Origin of the sequence: Limnohabitans sp. WS1, from assembly GCF_003063265.1 — a bacterium.
In the GTDB taxonomy this organism is placed as follows: domain Bacteria; phylum Pseudomonadota; class Gammaproteobacteria; order Burkholderiales; family Burkholderiaceae_C; genus Limnohabitans_A.
This window is the reverse complement of sequence record NZ_NERU01000020.1, coordinates 1-18426: the sequence shown is the minus strand read 5'-3', so window position 1 is coordinate 18426 and position 18426 is coordinate 1. Positions and strand designations below refer to the sequence as shown.

Sequence of the window (18426 nt, the reverse complement as noted above, 5' to 3'; positions counted from 1 at the left end):
TTGGACTATTTTTTGTATTCAAAATACATTTGTCAAGGGTGATTGTCCTAGAATTAGAGTCATATCAATCATTTTTTGTATTCAAAATAATTTCATGGCTTCAGAACACCTGTCCATAGCCCGTCCTGTCTTGCATGAACAGGTCGCGCAGCGCCTGCGCCAGATGTTGGTCGAGGGCTTGATTCCTCCCGGCGGCAAACTCAACGAGCGCACCTTGTGCGAAGAGCTCAACATTTCGCGCACCCCGTTGCGCGAGGCCATCAAAATGCTGGCGGCCGAGGGTTTGGTGGAGCTCTTGCCCAACCGGGGCTCGGTGGCGGTGCAGCTGAGCGAGGCCGATGTGCGCCACACCTTTGAGGTGATGGCCGGGCTGGAGGGTCTGTCGGGCGAGCTGGCCGCACAGCGCGTGACCGATGCCGAACTCAATGAAATCAAGGCCTTGCATTACGAGATGCTGGCCGCTTACACCCGGCGCGACCTGTCGGCCTATTACCAAATCAACGCGGCCATTCACCGCAGCTTCAACGCGGCGGCCAAGAACCCGGTGCTGACCGCGACCTACAACCAGGTCAATGCCCGTTTGCAGGCGCTGCGTTTTCGCTCCAACCAGGACGGAGACAAATGGCAACGCGCTGTGGACGAACACATCGCCATGGTGCAGGCGCTGGAGGCACGCGACGCTGCAGCCCTGCGCCAGGTGCTGATGCAGCACTTGGACAACAAGCGCAACGTGGTGATCGAGCAGCTGCGCAGCGCTTCTATCGCCTCCACCACTGACCACAAGACATCGCCATCCCTCACAGAAGGACAAGCCTCATGAACGCCCCTTTGCTCATCGATCTGTCCAAAGCCTCGCCAGACCAAAGCTACGAGACCGTGGCCAGCCACTTCAACGAGGTGGCCGGTTTGTTGGCCCAACGGCTGCGCTCGGACACCCGAGGCGAGGTCTTGTTTTCTGCGGCCGACCGGGGCCGCTACGCCACCGATGCCTCGATTTACCAGGTCATGCCTGTGGGGGTTTTTGTGCCGCGTGACGAAGCCGATGTGCGCACGGCGCTGGACATTTGCCGGGACTTGGGCGTGCCCATCGTGCCGCGCGGCGGCGGCACCAGCCAGTGTGGCCAAACCGTGGGCGCGGGTCTGGTCATCGATCACGCCAAACACATGCGCAAGATCATGGCGGTCGATGCCGAGCAGCGCACCGCCACCGTGGAGCCGGGCTTGGTGCTGGACCACCTGAACGCGGCCCTCAAAACCCATGGCCTGTGGTACCCGGTGGACGTGTCCACTAGCGCCCAAGCCACCTTGGGCGGCATGGCGGGCAACAACTCGTGCGGCAGCCGCTCGATCGCTTACGGCAACATGGTGCACAACGTGCTGGGGGCTGAGGCTTGGTTGGCCGATGGCAGTTTGCTCGAATTTGGAGCCTATGAAAAAGCCCAAGGCCGCGCTCGCCAGATTGGTGACTTTGTGCGCGACTTGGCGCTGCAACACGCCAGTGAAATCGACGCCCACTGGCCCAAAGTCATGCGCCGCGTGGCCGGTTACAACCTGGACATCTTCCGCAACCAAAACGAGCGGCCTTACACGGCGGACGGCTCGGTCAACCTGGCGCATTTGCTCATTGGCAGCGAGGGCACATTGGCGCTGACCCGTTCGCTGACTTTGCGCTTGGCCGAGTTGCCGCGTGCCAAAGTGCTGGGTGTGGTGAATTTCCCGACCTTTTACCAAGCCATGGACGCGGCCCAGCACATCGTCAAGCTGGGGCAGGGCATGCCCGTGGGGCAGCTGTCGGCGGTCGAGCTGGTGGACCGCACCATGATCGAGCTGTCTTTGCAAAACCCGGCCTTTGCGCCCACCATCCGCACCGCCTTGTCGCCACACATCAACGGCGGCATGCCCGAGGCGGTGTTGTTGGTGGAGTTTTCAGGACCCAGTAAGGCCGACATCACGCACAAGATCAAGGAGCTGGTGGAGTTGATGGGCGACTTGGGCCTGCCCGGCAGTGTGGTCGAGATGGTTCAGGATGCGCCGCAGAAAAACCTGTGGGAAGTGCGCAAGGCGGGCCTGAACATCATGATGAGCCTGCGCGGGGATGGCAAACCGGTGAGCTTCATTGAAGACTGCGCCGTGCCGCTCGAAAGCTTGGCCGAGTACACCGATGCCTTGACCGGGGTGTTTCGCAAATACGGCAGCCGGGGCACTTGGTACGCCCACGCTTCGGTGGGCACTTTGCATGTGCGGCCCATTTTGGACATGCGCCGCGATGGCGCTGCCAAGATGCGCGCCATTGCTGAAGAGGCCAGTGAACTGGTGCGCCGCTACAAGGGTGCTTTCAGTGGCGAGCACGGCGACGGGCTGTGCCGTGGCGAGTGGATTGGCTGGCAGTTTGGCCCGCGCATCAACGAGGCCTTTGCAAAGATCAAACGCGAGATGGACCCTCAGCAACTGCTGTGCCCGCAGCGCATTGTCAACCCGCCCAAAATGGACGACACCACGCTGATGCGCTTTCCACCCACCTACAAGGTGGTGCCCATCAAAACCGCGCTCGACTGGAGCGCCTGGAACGTGCAAAACGACCCGGTCACCGAGCAAACCAGCGCCCCAGGCACCGGCGGCGACCCGGCCCAAGGCCTGGCCAAGGCGGTGGAGATGTGCAACAACAACGGCCACTGCCGCAAGTTCGATGCGGGCACCATGTGCCCCAGCTACCGCGTGACCCGCGACGAGAAACACCTGACGCGTGGCCGCGCCAACACCTTGCGCTTGGCGCTCAGCGGCCAGATTGACGGTCTGTCTGGGCAAGATGCCCTGTCCAGCCAAGCGGTGCACGACGCGATGGACCTGTGTGTGGGCTGCAAAGGCTGCAAACGCGATTGCCCCACTGGGGTGGACATGGCCAAAATGAAAGTCGAGTTTTTGCAGCACTACAAGGCCCAACACGGCCACACGTTGCAAGACAAGCTGGTGGCCTACCTGCCCGAATACGCCCGCTGGGCGGCTCACTTGGCCCCGGTTTTGAACCTGCGCAACCGCATGCCGCTGCTGGCCGCTTTGACTGAAAAGCTCTTGGGCCTGTCGGCCAAACGCAGCTTGCCCGAATGGCAAATGCGTCACTTCTTCAACACCCCGCCAAGCGCTGCACAAGCCACCGCCAGCCGCGAAGAGGTGTTGGCCGCCGCGCGCGGCGTGGTCTTGTTTGTAGACACCTTCAACGGCTATTTGGAGTCGGCCAACGCCCACGCGGCCGTCAAGGTGCTGCAGGCGGCCGGTTACACCGTGCATGTGGCGACCAAACTGAAAGACGACGGCCAGCACCTGTGCTGCGGCCGCACTTATTTGGCCACGGGCATGGTGGACAAAGCCCGCGAAAAAGCCAGCGAAGTCGTGCAAAGCCTGCTGCCTTTTGCCGAAAAAGGGCTGTCCATCGTGGGCCTGGAGCCCTCGTGTTTGCTGACCCTGCGCGACGAGTTGCTGGTGATGGGCTTGGGTGATGGGGCTCAAAAAATCTCACAGCAGGCTTTGCTGTTTGAAGAGTTTTTGGCCCGTGAAGCGCAAGCCGGGCAGCTGGAAGCGCTCAAAGCGCAGATCGCCCCGGTGGACCGCCCGGTTTTGCTGCACGGTCACTGCCACCAAAAAGCCTTTGACGCGGTGTCACCCGTGATGGAGGTCTTGCGCTGGATTCCAGGGGCCAAGCCCCAGCTGATCGAGAGCAGTTGCTGCGGCATGGCGGGCAGCTTTGGCTACGAGGCCAGCCACTACGAAGTCTCGATGCAAATGGCCGAGCTGAGTTTGCTGCCTGCTGTTCGGGCCCAGCCCGATGCGATTGTGGTGGCCGACGGCACCAGCTGCCGCCACCAGATCCACGACGGTGCTCAGCGCGAGGCCGTGCACTTGAGCCAGTTGCTGGCGGGTTTGTTGCCAGGTGATTGATCTGGCCCAGTCAAGCTGGATGTGAAAGGCTTGTTCAGGACTTACAGGGGGCAATCCTGCATGTTGTGGGGGCCCCGCCCTCTGAGCGATTCTTGGTGGTCTGCGAGGCTTGATCGCGACGAGGGCGTCGCTCCTACAAGGGGCATGTCTGCAGTTACAGGGGGCAACCTGCAATGACAGGGGCATGTTTGCATATTGTGGGAGCCCCGCCCTCGGGGCGATTCTTGGTGGTCTGCGAGGCACGATCGGGGTAAGGGAGTTGTTCCCACAAAAGCCGTTCATGCACACCGCTGCGGGCCGCATCTCTTCAATGCATCAAGGCGGACTGAGTGACAAACGCAGTCTGCTGGTCCACTGGCGGGCTTGGCCGGTCACCGGGTCGGTGAAACGCAGCGACTGAGCCAAAAGCTGCAAGGGCTGGCTGAAGTCTTCGGGGGCGTTTGGTCCGCGCAAGACGGTGGGGTAAAAAGGGTCGCCTTCGATGGGCATGCCCAAGGCGTTCATGTGCACCCGCAGCTGGTGGTGCTTGCCGCTGATGGGCTGCAGCGCGTACAGGGCCCGTTGGCCTTGGGTGTGCAGCAAAGCGATGCGGGTTTCGCTGTTGGTCGGCCCAGGCACTTCCTGGGTTCTGAAAAACGGCTCACCCGGAACCAATCGGCTGGCGTGAACAAGTGGCCAGTTCAGATGGGGCGCATGCGCCGCCACCGCGTGGTAGGTCTTGTGAATCCGGTGGTCGCGAAACAGCGCGTGGTAGGCGTCGCGCTCTTGCAGGCGTTTGCCAAATAACACCAAACCTGCGGTTTCGCGGTCGATGCGGTGCAAGGGCACCAAATCTGCGCAACTCGTTTGCCTTTTCAGTTGCACCAAAAGGCTTTGCTGCACATAAGCCCCGGAAGGCGTGACTGGCATGAAATGGGGTTTGTCGACCACCAGCAAGTGATCGTCTTCAAACAGGGCATGCGCCTGAAACGGCAAGACCGGTTCATCGGCCAGATGGCGGTAGTAATACAGGCGTTGGCCGGGGCGGCAGGTTTCGTCGGCTTGGGCGGTTTGGCCGTTTTCATGCAGCACCAAGCCTTGCGACAAGCGCTCGGCCCATTCGCTGCGTGAGATGCCCGGCATGCGCTGGGCCAAAAAATCGAGCAAATGGGCTGCGCCCTGCGGCACCGACACCACACTGGCGCTGACCCCATCGCGCAGGGGAAAGGGACGGGGGGGCCCTGAATGGCGCATCTCAGACGCGGCGAAACACCAGGTCCCACACACCATGGCCGAGTTTCAGGCCCCGGTTTTCAAACTTGGTCAGGGGCCGGTAGTCGGGTTTGGCGGCAAAGCCGTCGGCTGCATCGCTGGTGTTGACCAGCAAAGGCTCGGCCCGCAGCACGCCCATCATTTGTTCGGAATAGGGTTGCCAGTCGGTGGCCAAGTGCAGGTAGCCGCCAGGCTTGATGTGCCGGGCCAGGCGCTCGATGAAGGGCGATTGGATCAGGCGGCGCTTGTGGTGGCGGCTTTTGTGCCAGGGGTCTGGAAAGAAGATGTGCACGCCGTCCAGGCTGTCGGGTCCCAGCATGTTGTCCATGACCTCGATGGCGTCATGCTGCACGATGCGGATGTTGGCAATGTTCTCCTCGCCGCAGCGTTTGAGCAAGGCTCCCACCCCGGGCTCGTGAACTTCACAGCATAAAAAGTGGTCATCGGGACGCACTTGTGCGATCTTGGCGGTGGCATCACCCATGCCAAATCCGATTTCCAAAATCAATGGGCCGGTGCCACCAAAAGCAGCGGGCACATCCAGGCGCTCTGGGCCGTAAGGAATCAAGAACCGGGGGCCAAATTGCTCGAAAGCCCGCACCTGACCGGAGCCCATGCGCCCGGCCCGCAGCACATAGGTCTTGATGGTGCGCATGAACGGGGCGTCCTGGGCCTGTGGGCTGGGTGGGGTTGGCTGTTCCGCTTCGCGGGGGTTTTCTTCGGGCTTTGTCATGGGGGCTTGGGTGTGTCGCAAAGACTGCGATTATCGCGGGTCTGCCGGATCTGCTGGGTTGAGGGGCTCGGTGTTGTCGGGTGCGGTGGTGACCGTCAGTTTGGCCAGCAAACTGTTCACCATGTGCTCTTGCACCGACAAGGCCGATTGAAGCGTGGCTTGCGTCAACTCGGCTTGCTGTTGAAGTGCGCTCAGTTCCTGATTTTTTTGTTGCAGGGCCTGTGCTGAAGCTTCAGATTGTTGCTGCAGCACCCTCAGTTCGGCGAGTTGTTGAGCGCGTGAATCGGCTTGAGCTTGTGCCTGTTGGAGCTGTTCTTTGAGGGGGGGTAGCGCCAGGGCCTCGTCTTGCCAGCGTTGTGCATCGCTTTGGCTGTGTGACAAATCACCTGACAGACGGACATTTTCCTGGTTTGCCAGTGCCAGGTCTTGCTGTTTGGCCGCGAGGCTTTCGCTCAGCGTTCGGCATTCGGTTTGCAGGTATTGGACTTGTTGTTCATGCCTGCGTTGATCTTGCGTGCGCTGGGCTTGGCTGGATTCGCGGAAGTGGTCCAGCGCCAGGCGGGCATGTTGGTGCTTGTCTTCCAAGGACAGGCGGTGTTTTTCTTGGGCTTTAAGCTGGGCCTGCAAGTCCATCACTTGCTGTGTCAGTTGTGTCCATTCCAGGATCTTGACGTTCAGGTCTTGGCGGGTGTGGGCGTGTGCCTTTGTTTCTGTGTCCAAAGACTGGTGTGTTTGTTTCAATTCTTGCCGAAGGCCCAGTGTTTCTGCCCTGAGCGCTTCGGCCTCTTGCTGGTGCACGCTGAGCTGCGCCGCATGCGCTTGTTGTGCGCGGGTGATTTGCGTTTGCGCCTCTTCGTTGAGCTGATGGGCCAGACGGCTCACCAAGTCTTGCAGGGTTTCGCTGATGCTCAAGGGGGAATCGTTTTTGGGACCTTCTTCCTCTTCAATTTCTTTCAAAAAGCGGTGAATCGTGCTTTTGGAGCCGGTATGGCCCAGTTCTTCGCGCACCGCATCGATGGAGGGGTGACGCCCCATGGCCAACAGCGCGTCTCTTGCCCGCTGGACTTCTGCCTTGTAAATGCCTGATCTGGCCATGATGTCTCTTTGTGTACTGTGGTACGTAATATGATATTACATACTAAATTTCAGTCAAAAATAAAATATATTCAAAATTTTTAACATGGGGTAATGGCGGATTACCACATGTATGATCGTCAACACGGCCTTTTAGGTCTTGGAAAAATGGAAAAAATAGCGGTTTTGGGCATGGATGCGCATCACGCCATGGCCCAAACGGGTCAGCCGACGCAAAAGCCCAAATAACATGCCAGGTCGAGGCCACCGCGCAACCCGCATCACAACTGGAGAGAACGTGGACCGTGTCGAGCAGTACCTGGCCGCGGCCGAACGAGAAAACACCCGCAGAAGCTACGCGGCGGCAGTGCGCCATTTCGAAGTCGAGTGGCGTGGCTTGTTGCCCACCACCAGCGACGAGATCTGCCGATACCTGGCCGATCACGCGGGCAGCTTGGCGATCAACACCCTTCGCCAGCGACTGGCCGCCCTGTCGCGCTGGCATGTCGACCATGGCTTTGCTGATCCGACCAAGGCCAGCAAAGTGCGCCAAGTGTTCAAAGGGATACGCTCGCTGCATGGGGTGGCTGAAAAAAGGGCCCGCCCACTGGAGATCGAGGTGGTTCAGCGCATTGACCAGTGGCTGGGTGATCGCATTGAACAGGCCCAGACCTTGCAAGACATGGCGGCGTTGCTGCGGCACACTCGCAACCGCAGTCTCTTGCTGCTGGGTTTTTGGCGCGGTTTTCGCTCGGATGAGCTGGTCAACTTGCGCGTGGAAAATGTCCAAATCACGGCAGGCGAGGGGCTGGTGTGTTACCTGGGCAGCAGCAAAACCGACCGTCAAAGCCTGGGGCGACATCACAGTTGCCCGGCTTTGTCGCAACTGTGCCCGGTGAGCGCCTACCAGGCTTGGGTCACTTTGGCCAACTTGAGCCAAGGGCCGGTGTACCGAAAAATTGACCGTTGGGGCCGTGTTGCCGCGCAGGGTTTGAACGCCGACAGCTTGATTCCTCTGCTGCGCAGTCTGTTTTGTGAGGTGGGCATCGAAGGCTCAGAGGCGTACAGCAGCCACTCCATGCGCCGGGGCTTTGCCGGTTGGGCCCGAGACAGCGGCTGGGACCTCAAGGCGCTCATGGCCTATGTGGGCTGGAAAGATGTCAAATCGGCCATGCGTTATCTGGAGGTGTCCGATGCCAGCTTGCGTGCCCAATTTGAAGCGTCGCTGTCTTCATTGCCCGCTTTGGCAAAAGACAGCTGAACACATTGCAAACCAAGCGATGTTTTTTGCAGCAGCCAATCCTCTGCCCGCAGGTAAGCAGGGCGTGCGCCACCCCCATCGCCAAGGCGGCAGGGCTCCCACAAAATGCAGGTCCTTCCCCTGTAGGAGCGACGCCCTCGTCGCGAAAACCATCGCAGACCACTGCCATCGCCCCGAGCACAGGGCTCCTACAAAATGCAGGTCCTTCCCTTGTAGGAGCGACGCCCTCGTCGCGAAAACCCTCGCAGACTACGCCCAATCGCACCGATGGCAGGTTCCACAAAAGCAAAAAGTCATCGTCCTCAGGGGGACTCTCACAAAGGCAAAAGCTACTTTATCGCCCTCGGGGCAGGATCATCAAGGGCATGAGAGGGTGCATCGGACAAAGGCAGCTGCACCTTGACACAGGCACCGCCGCCTGGAAGGTTGTGAAACCAGAGTTTTCCGCCTGCACCCGCAATGATGTGGCGGACCACGGACAGTCCCACGCCCCAGCCCGGGGACCGATCGTTGGTGAAGGGCATCATGACAAATTTTTCAGCGTCGGCTGGAAACCCCGGGCCGGTGTCTTGAAAGCTCAAAACCCCATTTGAGTCTTCTGGCATCCAAGTGATGGTCAGTTGCCGCTGCGTTGAATGCGCCATGGCTGTGATGGCGTTGCGTATCAGGTTTTGCCAGACCAGTGTCAGCTGCAGCGGATCGGCCTGAAGCCAAGCCTGTGGCATGTTGAAGGGCTTTTGAAGTGTGACGCCATTTTCTTGAGCTTCGATGTGAAGCAATGTGCAGGCACTGTTCAGCGTGTCGCGCAAACTGATGCGCTCTGTGGTGTTGCTCGCCGGTGAGGCATATTGGCGAATGCTTCGCACCATCTCGCTGGCCCTTTGGTTGGCACTGACAATGCCCTCAAGACACTGGGACAGGGCCGGATCGTTCAGCATTTGAGTCTGAACCCGGTGCTGCGCCAGCTCCGCGTACCCTTGAATGGCCGTCAAGGGTTGGTTCAATTCGTGGCATATGGCACCCGAAATAAAACCTAAACTGCGCTGTCGTTCGTGTTGTGACAACTCTTCAAGCAAGCGGCGGTTGGCCTGCAAGCGGGCACTTTCCAGGGCCTTTTGTGACAAATCTTGGGCTTGTTCCTGAATGCGCATGGCCACATACATCACGTAGCGTAAAAGTCCGAACACAAAAATCAGTGACCACAAGGCCAGTGTCCAATGGTCCTGGGTGAAGGTTTCGATGCGCCACGGGGCTATCCAGGCCTGAAGCCGAACAAAATGCAGCAAGCCCAAGCCGCCCAGCACCCATTGCATGTGCCAAGCAAAAGGGTTGCTGGTTTGGCGGTACACCTGTCGGGCGGGCCAAATCGACAGCACAGAGGGAATCCCGAACGCCATGACCGACAAGAACAAGCTGGCCTTGGGCCCCAGGTGGATGCGGCACCACTCCATGAGCACAATGAACACCGCCGTGCCTGCGGCCAGGGCCATCAAGCGGCGTAGTTGGGGTGAGTGGTCATACAGCCGTGCGATCCCCAAGCCCATCAACACAAAACTGGCGCTGTTGAGACCGATGGGGATGCTGTAAGACCACAGCGGAGGCAAAACATCGCGAAAAACAGTGGGTATGCCGGTCACACCCCAAAGCAACGCCGCCACCGTCCAATAGCGGGCCGAGGCGTCCAGGCGATGAAAAAACAAACTCGCCGCCAGACCCCCAAGCAAGGAAACCAGGCCAAAGAAGATGAACAGACTTTGGACGTTGTAGGCAGCCATGCTGGGTCATTTATTGATAAAAATAAAATTTTTATCAATTTAAGCATGGAATGAACAAATTTAAAACGACCATCAAGGCATGCGCCTTGTTGCCCCCTAGAGCTGAACGATCTCAGCCGTTCAGTGCAGTCCCACCACAGGCCGTGTCTTGTAAAACTGCACCGGGCTTTCCGGCACGGCGTTGAGTACCGACTTTTTGATCTTGCCGACCACATGCATTTCACAGGGTTTGCAGTCAAATCGCAGGGTGAGTTTTTCCTTGCCATTGATCAGCTGCATGGGCTCGGCTTTCACCGTCCCTTGCACGCCCGTCACGCCTTTGGCTTGTTTGGGACACAGGCTGAGGCTAAAGCGCACGCAGTGTTTGGTGATCATCAGGCTGACTTCGCCCAGCTCTTCTTGCGCCTCGTAGGCGGCAGCGATCACCTTGACGCCGTGCTTGGCGTAAAAGTCACGGGCTTTTTGGTTGAACACATTGGCCAAATAGGTCAGCGTGTCTTCGGGGTACGCGACAGGTGGCTCCACCGGCGCAGCACGCGGCAGGCGGTGCAGGCCTTGGGCACGGGCATCTTCTAGGGCTTGAACGGCGTCGCGGCGCAAGGCGTTGAGCTGGGAAGGCGGCACAAACCAGGGGCGGGGCAGGGCGAGCTGCACGTCCAGTGGCTCGAACAGGGTGTCCCCCAGTTTGCCCAAAGCGGTTTTGAGTTTGTCCTCGGCCTGGGCGGAGTCTTTGGGGGCTTGCCAGGCGACGGCCATGTGCGCCGTGGCGCTGTGGCCGACCTCGTCGGTCAGCGTCAGTTGCAAGCCATCGGCGTTTTCAGCCAGCTGCATCCACACGCCCATGCGGCGCTCGGCAGACTTTTTGTCCAGTGTGCGCACCCAGCTCATGTCGCGGTTGCGGTTGACCTGCACGCCTTGGCGCAAGTCCTTGAAGCCGTCCATCGGGTCTTTGGGGAAAAGCTTCCACACCCCTTTGCCTTTGGCGGCTTCGGCGCGGTTGATTTGCAGGCCCACCAACTCTTTTTGCAGGTCGTAGTAGCAAAGCCCGTCACCGTTGTGCAGCTCGGTGGCCGGGTCTTCGGTGGTGATTTCGACGTGCTCGGCCGTCACCTTGCTGACCCAACCGATGGGCTGACCGGGGTTTTTAGGCGTGTCAAACGCGCCGATGTCTTCCTTGCGGCCCTGCACAAAGTAGTCGGTGAACTCGCGGTTGAAGTTTTGGTTCGGATCGGGCTCGAAGCTGAAAGTGCTGCGGCCGTGCGAGGACGGGGCCAGCTCTGGCCGCTCGGCCAGCACTTCGTCAAACAGCTTGCGGTAATGGGCCGTGATGTTTTTCACATAGGCCATGTCTTTGTAACGGCCTTCGATCTTGAAGCTGCGGATACCCGCATCCACCAAATCGCGCACGTTATCGCTCTGGTTGTTGTCCTTCATGCTCAGCACATGCTTGTCGTGCGCCACGATGCGGCCCTGTGCGTCTTTGACTTCGTAGGGCAGGCGGCAGGCTTGTGAGCACTCGCCCCGATTGGCGCTGCGCCCGGTGTGGGCATGGCTGATGAAGCATTGGCCGCTGTAGGCCACGCACAAAGCGCCGTGCACAAAGAATTCGATCACGGTGCGTTCGGTGTCGATCACATCGCGGATGGCACTGATCTGTGGCAATGTGAGTTCACGGGCCAATACGATCTGGCTCAAACCCGTGTCTTGCAAAAACTTGGCTTTCTCGGGCGTGCGGATGTCGGTTTGGGTACTGGCGTGCAGCTGGATCGGCGGCATGTCGATCTCCAGCAAACCCATGTCTTGCACGATCAGCGCGTCCACACCTGCGTCATAGAGCTGCCAGGCCAGCTTGCGGGCCCCTTCCAGCTCGTCGTCGCGCAAGATGGTGTTGAGCGTGACAAAAATCCGGCTATGAAAGCGGTGCGCGTATTGCACCAGCTTGGCGATATCCTGGATGCTGTTGTCCGCCGTGGACCGCGCCCCAAAAGACGGGCCGCCAATGTAGACCGCATCGGCGCCATGGTTGATGGCTTCGATGCCGATGTCGAAGGTGCGGGCGGGGGCAAGGAGTTCGAGGTGGTGAGGCTGCATGGGCTGGGATTATCCCAGCTTGTGAAGTTGGCAACGCTGGCAGACCCTCAACCATCGCCCCGAGGGCGGGGCTCCCACAAAATCCAGGGCAATGTCCCTGTAGGAGCGACGCCCCCGTCGCGAAAAGCCTCGCAGACCACCAAGAATCGCCCCGAGGGCGGGGCTCCCACAAAATCCAGGGCAATGTCCCTGTAGGAGCGACGCCCCCGTCGCGAAAAGCCTCGCAGACCACCAAGAATCGCCTCGAGGGCGGGGCTCCCACAAAATCCAGGGCAGTGTCCCTGTAGGAGCGACGCCCCCATCGCGAAAATCCTCGCAGACCACCAACCATCGCCCCGAGGGCGGGGCTCCTACAAAATCCAGGGCAGTGTCCCCGTAGGAGCGACGCCCCCGTCGCGAAAAGCCTCGCAGACCACCAAGAATCGCCCCGAGGGTGGGGCTCCTACAAAATGCAGGGCAGTGTCCCCGTAGGAGCGACGCCCCCGTCGCGAAAAGCCTCGCAGACCACCAACCATCGCCCCGAGGGCGGGGGGCCTACAAAAACACGATCGCCTCGAGGGCAGGGGCCCCACACTCGTCCAATGACTGATCGCCAAGCCCAAGACCCACCTTCACTGCAAATCTTACAAGGCCGGATTAACAGCGAATAAAAAACGCGGCCGAAGCCGCGTTTTGGGGTTGCAAGCAGCAAGAACTCAGATCACTGAATCTTGGCTTTGCTGCGCAGGTCTTCCTGGAACTTGGCCAGTTTTTGCTGTTGCAGCTGCTGTGAAATCTGGGGTTTGACCTCGTCGAGCTTGGGCAACTGGGCTTCACGCACGTCGTCCACACGGATGATGTGAAAGCCAAACTGACTCTTGACAGGCGTGTCGGTCATCTGGCCTTTTTCCAGCTTGGTCATGGCACCGGAAAACTCAGGCACGTAGCTGCCCGCTGCGGCCCAATCCAGGTCACCACCGTTGGCACCAGACCCTGGGTCTTTGGAGGCTTTTTTGGCCAACTCTTCAAAGCTGCCGCCTTTTTTGATTTCGGCGATCAGGGCTTTAGCGTCGGCTTCGGTCTCGACCAAAATGTGACGTGCACGGTATTCCTTGCCACCGTTGGCCGCAGCAAACTTGTCGTATTCAGCCTTGATGTCGGCATCGGTGACGGGGTTTTTCTTTTGGAAGTCGGCAAACAATTGGCGAATCAAGATGGTTTGACGGGCCAGTTCCAGCTGGGTTTTGTAGTCGTCAGAGGCGTCCAGGCCGCGCTTGCGGGCTTCTTGCATGAACACTTCGCGGGCGATCAGCTCTTCTTTGATCTGGGCCAGCACTTCGGGGGTGACCGGGCGGCCAGAGGCCTCAACTTGCTGCTGCAGCGCTTTGACGCGCGAAGAAGGCACAGGCTTGCCGTTGACGACTGCCAGGTTTTGCGCCAGAACGGGGGTCGCCAGCAAGGCCACCAAAGCGGCGCTGAGCATTTGCTTTTTCATCGTTTTTTCCTCAATGACGTTGTGTCAGGTGTAAGTGAAGGGTTCAAAAAAAGGGGCTGCCACCGATGTGGGTGACGGCCCGGATTCAGATCAGCTCGATGGCCAAAGCGTGCAAGCCTTGGTCAATGAAATCTTGCAGCGCATCATACACAAGGCGATGGCGCTGTACGCGGCTGATGCCTGTAAACAAAGGTGAAGCAATGCACACCCGCATGTGCGTACCTTGGCCACTGTCGTTGGCCCCCATGTGGCCGGCATGTGCAGCGCTCTCGTCGGTGACGCGCAACTCGGTAGGTTGCAAACGCTCGGTCAGGCGGGCGTGGATTTGGGCGCTGAGGGGCAAAGTGGTCTGGTTCATGGCTGTTTGTCCTCGTCTTTGGGCAAGTAGCGCGAGATGTACAGGCCTTGTCCCAATATAAAGACCACCGGGAACACGTAACCCCAGAGCTTGAAGTTGACCCAGTCTTCGGTGCTGAAGTAGTGCGCCACGTAAGCGTTGATGGTGGCCATGAAAACGCAATACACCATCCACGACAGGTTCAGGCGGTTCCACACGGCATGGGGCAGCTGCAGTTGCGCGCCCAGCAGCATGTGCAAAAAGTTTTTCTTCAAAAACCAATGCGCCACAGCCAAGGCAATGGCCAAACCTGAGTACAACAAGGTGGGTTTCCACTTGATGAAGCGCTCGTCGTGCAGGCCCAGGGTCAGGGCACCAAAGCCCAGCACAAGCACCAGCGTGATCTTGTGCATGGTCTGCAGTTTGCCGTCCATTTTGTAAATGATGGCCGTTTGCAGCACGGTGGCTGCCATGAGCACCGCCGTGGCGGTGTAGATGTCGCCCATCTTGTACGCGCCAAAAAACAGCAGGATGGGGAAAAAGTCGAGGATGAATTTCATGAAATGGGTCGCAAGGCCGTGCCAGTCATGCACAGCCGGTTGGGTCAGGAAGCCTCGAAGTCTAACGAGGCGGAGTTCATGCAGTAACGCAAGCCCGTGGGGGCAGGGCCGTCTTCGAACACATGGCCCAGGTGCGCGCCGCATTGGGCGCACACGGTTTCCACCCGGCGCATGCCGTGGCTGGTGTCCACGCGCTCTTCGATGGCCCCTTCGGAGGCCGCTTGGTAAAAGCTTGGCCAGCCGCACCCCGCGTCAAACTTGGTGCCCGACTTGAACAGCTCGGCGTCGCAGCAGATGCAGCGGTAAATGCCGCTGGACCAATGGCCCTCGTATTTGCCGGTGAACGGGCGCTCGGTGGCGGCTTGGCGAGTGACGGCGTAGGCCACAGGCTCAGCCCCTTTGGCGGCCAGCAGTTCGCGCCACTCTTGGTCGGTTTTGGTGATTTGGTTCATGATGAACAGCTGATTTCCAGTTGGGCCGCCCAGTCGGGCGGAAGGTCGGCATAGGCCTCACAGCCTGGATGCTCGTCGAAGGGGGACTTTAACAAGTTGTAGAGGGTCTCGATTTCCGAGAAGTCACCCGCTTGGGCTTGGCGAATGGCCACCTCGGCCAAGTGGTTGCGCAGCACAAACTTCGGGTTGGTGCGCAACATCTGTGGTCCCATGGCTGAAAAATGCGCACGTCCAGCCCGTTCGGTGTACCGCGCCAACCAAGCCAGCAGGCGAGGGCGGTCCAGGACCAGGTCGGTCACAGCGCTCCAGCCCGCATCGCTCAAAGCAGAAGCGGTCGATTGATGCACCACCGCTTGGCTCAGTTGCCGCCAAAACAGGGTGAAGTCCACTTTTTCAGCCGCCATGAGCTGCATCACGTCTTCAACGAGGGTCCAGTCGGCTTCACGCTCGGATTCGGGGGCCAAGTCGCCGGTCAAGCCCAGTTTGGCCCGCATGGCATCGCCCAAGTAGCGGGGGAACAGGGTTTTATAGCCCTCCAGCACCTGCAGCGTCATGTCGTGGTCATCGATCAAGGGGGCCAGCGCCTGCGCCAGGCAGTACAAATTCCAATAGGCCACGTTGGGTTGGCGTCCGTAGGCGTAGCGCCCTTGGTGGTCCGAGTGGTTGCAGATGTGACCGGGGTCAAAGCTGTCCATGAACTGGAAGGGGCCGTAGTCGATGGTCAAGCCCAGCAGGCTCATGTTGTCGGTGTTCATGACGCCGTGGCAAAAGCCCACCGCCTGCCATTGGGCGAGCAATTGGGCGGTGCGCTCTTGCACTTCATCGAGCAGGGCGGCGTACACATTGCCTTGCCAGCGCTCGGCGCGTTCGAGGCATTCGGGCAGGTGGTGGGCGATGGTGTGGTCGGCCAGGGTGCGCAGGCTGTCGGTGTCGCCTTGGGCTGAAAAATGCTCGAAGTGGCCAAAGCGCAAAAAGCTGGGGGCGACGCGGGAGACGATGGCGGCGGTTTCGAGGGTTTCGCGGCGCACGGGTTCGGGCGAAGCCACCAGGCACAGCGCCCGGGTGGTGGCAATGCCCAGGCCGTGCATGGCTTCGCTGCACAGGTATTCGCGGATGCTGGAGCGCAGCACAGCCCGGCCATCGCCGCCGCGCGAGTAGGGTGTGCGGCCCGCGCCTTTGAGCTGAATCTCTTGCGGGCCTTGCACAGATTGGGCCTCGCCCAGCCAGATGGCCCGCCCGTCGCCCAGCTGCCCGGCCCATTGACCAAATTGGTGCCCGCTGTAAACGGTGGCCAGTGGGTGAGAGCCGACCATGAGCGCATTGCCCGCGAAGGCTTGCAGGTGGTCGTCGTCAAACAACGCGTCGGGCCAGCCCAGTTGGGCCAGCAAATCGGTGTTGCGGGCGGCCCAGCGTGGCGCGGCCACGGGCGTGGGCTGCAAGGGGGTCCAAAAACGGGGGCCCAATTGGGTCAGGCGGTGTGTCCAGTCCAGCACGGGCAAGGGGCTGGCAGGGTTGGTGGGGGTTTCCAAAGGGGCAGATGACATGGGGACCGATTGTCACGCCCTTGACAAGCACCCGCTGTTTGGCGGGTTTTAACTAGGGGCGCGCTGTGTCGCCGGTGCACAATGATTTTTTTACCCAACCACCGCCCTGACAGGAGACCCCCCATGCTGGGACTGATGCAACAACAATCGCTGCAGATTTCTTCTTTGATCGAATTTGCAGAGAAACACCACGGCGACAGCGAGATCGTGTCACGCCGCGTAGAGGGTGACATTCACCGCAGTGATTGGGCCCAAGTGGCTCGCCGCTCGCGCCAAGTGGCCAATGCCCTGGACGGTCAAAACATTCCGCAAGGCGCCCGCGTGGCCACTTTGGCCTGGAACGGCTACCGCCACCTGGAGTTGTACTTTGGCGTGAGCGGCTCGGGCCGTGTGCTGCACACCCTCAACCCGCGCCTGCACCCGGAGCAAATGGCCTGGATTGCCAACCACGCCGAAGACCAGGTGCTGTGCTTTGACATGACGTTTTTGCCCTTGGTGCAGGCCTTGCACGCGCATTGCAAAACAGTGACGCACTACGTGGCTTTGTGCGACGCCGACAAACTGCCCGCTGACACCGGCATCCCGAATTTGGTGAGTTACGAAGCCTGGATGGGCCAGCAAAGCAGCAGCTACACCTGGCCGCAGCTCGACGAAAACACCGCCTGCAGCTTGTGCTACACCAGCGGCACCACGGGCAACCCCAAGGGCGCTTTGTACAGCCACCGCTCTACCGTGCTGCACGCCTATGCCGCTGCCTTGCCCGACTCGATGTGCATTTCGGCGCGCGACGCCATCTTGCCGGTGGTGCCCATGTTCCACGTCAACGCCTGGGGCATTCCCTACAGCGCGGCCATGGCGGGGTCCAAATTGGTGTTCCCTGGCCCGGCGCTGGACGGCAAATCGGTGTATGAGCTGATCGAATCTGAAGGCGTGACGTTTGCCGCCGGTGTGCCCACTGTGTGGCAAATGTTGCTGGGCCACATGAAGCCGGCAGGCCTGAAGTTCAGCCGCCTGAACCGCACCGTGATTGGTGGCTCGGCCTGCCCGCCCGCCATGATCGATGCCTTCCGCGAAGACTATCAAGTGGACGTGTTGCACGCCTGGGGCATGACCGAGCTGAGCCCACTGGGCACCGTGTGCACGCTGAAAAACAAGCACCTGAGCCTGCCCGCCGAGCAGCAGATGAAACTGCGCATGAAGCAAGGCCGCTGCATTTTTGGCATTGACATGAAGATCGTCGATGCCGACGGCCACACCCTGCCGCACGATGGCAAGGCCGCAGGCGACCTGCTGGTCAAAGGCCCCTGGGTGATTGCCTCTTATTACAAACAAGAAGGCGGCACCCCCTTGGTGGACGGCTGGTTCCCCACAGGCGATGTGGCCACCATCGACGCCGATGGCTTCATGCAAATCACCGACCGCAGCAAAGACGTGATCAAGTCCGGCGGCGAGTGGATCAGCTCGATCGATGTGGAAAACATCGCCATGGCCCACCCGGCGGTCGCCATGGCCGCTTGCATTGGCATGCGCCACCCCAAGTGGGACGAGCGGCCGATTGTGTGTGTGGTCAAGAAACCGGGCGCGGAGCTCAGCCGTGAAGAGCTCATTGCTTTTTACGACGGCAAGACCGCCAAATGGCAGATTCCGGACGACGTGGTCTTTGTCGATGCCATTCCTTTGGGCGGCACCGGCAAGATGCTCAAGACCCGTTTGCGCGAACAATTGGCCGATTACGTGTTGCCGGGTCTTTGATGCAAAACAGGGGCCGTTTGTAGGAGCGACGCCCCCGTCGCGATCAGCCTCGCAGACCACGACACATCGCCCCGGGGGCGGGGCTCCTGGTATGGATTGACCTGTCAATAGGTACCGGTTGTTTTTCAGCTTTCTCTGTTTCTTTTGTCTTCTCGGTCAGTGACTGTGGTTCAGGGACTACGAGGCTGA

Annotated in this window: 14 protein-coding genes; 4 read left to right on the top strand and 10 right to left on the bottom strand. The window is 60.0% G+C overall.

Annotated elements, in window-relative coordinates; translation table 11 throughout:
• Positions 1–94: 94 nt before the first annotated feature.
• The gene (locus tag B9Z48_RS18580) at positions 95–820 is read left to right on the top strand and encodes a GntR family transcriptional regulator (RefSeq protein WP_108380251.1); all 726 of its coding nucleotides are present in this window, start codon (positions 95–97) and stop codon (positions 818–820) included.
• The gene (locus B9Z48_RS18575; protein WP_199233552.1) at positions 817–3933 is read left to right on the top strand and encodes an FAD-binding and (Fe-S)-binding domain-containing protein; all 3117 of its coding nucleotides are present in this window, start codon (positions 817–819) and stop codon (positions 3931–3933) included. Before B9Z48_RS18580 ends, B9Z48_RS18575 begins: the two co-directional genes overlap by 4 nt.
• A 315-nt stretch (positions 3934–4248) precedes the next feature.
• Here the strand turns inward: B9Z48_RS18575 and B9Z48_RS18570 are convergent, their stop codons facing one another.
• The 3 genes from B9Z48_RS18570 to B9Z48_RS18560 are packed head-to-tail and all read right to left on the bottom strand — an operon-like array spanning position 4249 to position 7012.
• Complete coding sequence (locus tag B9Z48_RS18570) at positions 4249–5166, bottom strand: pseudouridine synthase (RefSeq protein WP_089951707.1); 918 nt, start codon at positions 5164–5166, stop codon at positions 4249–4251.
• Between the two features lies 1 nt (position 5167).
• Complete coding sequence (gene trmB / locus B9Z48_RS18565; protein ID WP_089951710.1) at positions 5168–5917, bottom strand: tRNA (guanosine(46)-N7)-methyltransferase TrmB; 750 nt, start codon at positions 5915–5917, stop codon at positions 5168–5170.
• Between the two features lie 30 nt (positions 5918–5947).
• Positions 5948–7012: a DNA-binding protein gene (locus tag B9Z48_RS18560; RefSeq protein ID WP_089951712.1), complete on the bottom strand. Its 1065-nt coding sequence runs from the start codon at positions 7010–7012 to the stop codon at positions 5948–5950.
• Between the two features lie 277 nt (positions 7013–7289).
• On the opposite strand from B9Z48_RS18560, the gene B9Z48_RS18555 reads away from it, so the two are divergent.
• Complete coding sequence (locus B9Z48_RS18555; protein WP_089951715.1) at positions 7290–8252, top strand: site-specific integrase; 963 nt, start codon at positions 7290–7292, stop codon at positions 8250–8252.
• A 329-nt stretch (positions 8253–8581) separates the two neighbouring features.
• Here B9Z48_RS18555 and B9Z48_RS18550 read toward each other — a convergent pair whose 3' ends face one another.
• The 7 genes from B9Z48_RS18550 to B9Z48_RS18520 form a co-directional block, all read right to left on the bottom strand.
• Entirely contained in the window at positions 8582–10027 is a 1446-nt protein-coding gene (locus B9Z48_RS18550; protein ID WP_089951718.1) for a sensor histidine kinase, read from the bottom strand.
• Between the two features lie 120 nt (positions 10028–10147).
• On the bottom strand, positions 10148–12118 hold the full coding sequence (locus tag B9Z48_RS18545; RefSeq protein WP_089951721.1) for a U32 family peptidase: 1971 nt from the start codon (positions 12116–12118) through the stop codon (positions 10148–10150).
• A 700-nt stretch (positions 12119–12818) separates the two neighbouring features.
• The gene (locus tag B9Z48_RS18540; RefSeq protein ID WP_108380250.1) at positions 12819–13592 is read right to left on the bottom strand and encodes a peptidylprolyl isomerase; all 774 of its coding nucleotides are present in this window, start codon (positions 13590–13592) and stop codon (positions 12819–12821) included.
• An 85-nt stretch (positions 13593–13677) separates the two neighbouring features.
• Positions 13678–13950 carry a BolA family transcriptional regulator gene (locus B9Z48_RS18535; RefSeq protein ID WP_089951728.1) on the bottom strand — a complete coding sequence of 91 codons (273 nt, stop codon included), beginning with the start codon at positions 13948–13950 and terminating at the stop codon, positions 13678–13680.
• On the bottom strand, positions 13947–14489 hold the full coding sequence (locus tag B9Z48_RS18530) for a septation protein A (protein ID WP_089951731.1): 543 nt from the start codon (positions 14487–14489) through the stop codon (positions 13947–13949). The genes B9Z48_RS18535 and B9Z48_RS18530 overlap by 4 nt, the downstream gene beginning before the upstream one ends.
• 44 nt (positions 14490–14533) lie before the next feature.
• Positions 14534–14944, bottom strand: coding sequence for a peptide-methionine (R)-S-oxide reductase MsrB (gene msrB / locus B9Z48_RS18525; protein ID WP_194944569.1), 411 nt, complete (start codon positions 14942–14944; stop codon positions 14534–14536).
• Entirely contained in the window at positions 14938–16485 is a 1548-nt protein-coding gene (locus B9Z48_RS18520; protein ID WP_108380249.1) for a YdiU family protein, read from the bottom strand. Before B9Z48_RS18520 ends, msrB begins: the two co-directional genes overlap by 7 nt.
• 123 nt (positions 16486–16608) lie before the next feature.
• On the opposite strand from B9Z48_RS18520, the gene B9Z48_RS18515 reads away from it, so the two are divergent.
• Positions 16609–18237 carry a 3-(methylthio)propionyl-CoA ligase gene (locus B9Z48_RS18515; protein WP_089951741.1) on the top strand — a complete coding sequence of 543 codons (1629 nt, stop codon included), beginning with the start codon at positions 16609–16611 and terminating at the stop codon, positions 18235–18237.
• The last annotated feature ends 189 nt before the right edge of the window (positions 18238–18426 follow it).

Excerpts from the sequence above, each read along its gene's own strand:
- B9Z48_RS18530 (WP_089951731.1), bottom strand. The coding sequence starts at position 14,489 with ATGAAATTCATCCTCGACTTTTTCCCCATCCTGCTGTTTTTTGGCGCG.
- B9Z48_RS18560 (WP_089951712.1), bottom strand. The coding sequence starts at position 7,012 with ATGGCCAGATCAGGCATTTACAAGGCAGAAGTCCAGCGGGCAAGAGAC.
- B9Z48_RS18550 (WP_089951718.1), bottom strand. The coding sequence starts at position 10,027 with ATGGCTGCCTACAACGTCCAAAGTCTGTTCATCTTCTTTGGCCTGGTT.
- B9Z48_RS18535 (WP_089951728.1), bottom strand. The coding sequence starts at position 13,950 with ATGAACCAGACCACTTTGCCCCTCAGCGCCCAAATCCACGCCCGCCTG.
- B9Z48_RS18580 (WP_108380251.1), top strand. The coding sequence starts at position 95 with ATGGCTTCAGAACACCTGTCCATAGCCCGTCCTGTCTTGCATGAACAG.
- B9Z48_RS18575 (WP_199233552.1), top strand. The coding sequence starts at position 817 with ATGAACGCCCCTTTGCTCATCGATCTGTCCAAAGCCTCGCCAGACCAA.
- B9Z48_RS18540 (WP_108380250.1), bottom strand. The coding sequence starts at position 13,592 with ATGAAAAAGCAAATGCTCAGCGCCGCTTTGGTGGCCTTGCTGGCGACC.
- B9Z48_RS18570 (WP_089951707.1), bottom strand. The coding sequence starts at position 5,166 with ATGCGCCATTCAGGGCCCCCCCGTCCCTTTCCCCTGCGCGATGGGGTC.
- trmB (WP_089951710.1), bottom strand. The coding sequence starts at position 5,917 with ATGACAAAGCCCGAAGAAAACCCCCGCGAAGCGGAACAGCCAACCCCA.
- B9Z48_RS18545 (WP_089951721.1), bottom strand. The coding sequence starts at position 12,118 with ATGCAGCCTCACCACCTCGAACTCCTTGCCCCCGCCCGCACCTTCGAC.
- B9Z48_RS18515 (WP_089951741.1), top strand. The coding sequence starts at position 16,609 with ATGCTGGGACTGATGCAACAACAATCGCTGCAGATTTCTTCTTTGATC.
- B9Z48_RS18520 (WP_108380249.1), bottom strand. The coding sequence starts at position 16,485 with ATGTCATCTGCCCCTTTGGAAACCCCCACCAACCCTGCCAGCCCCTTG.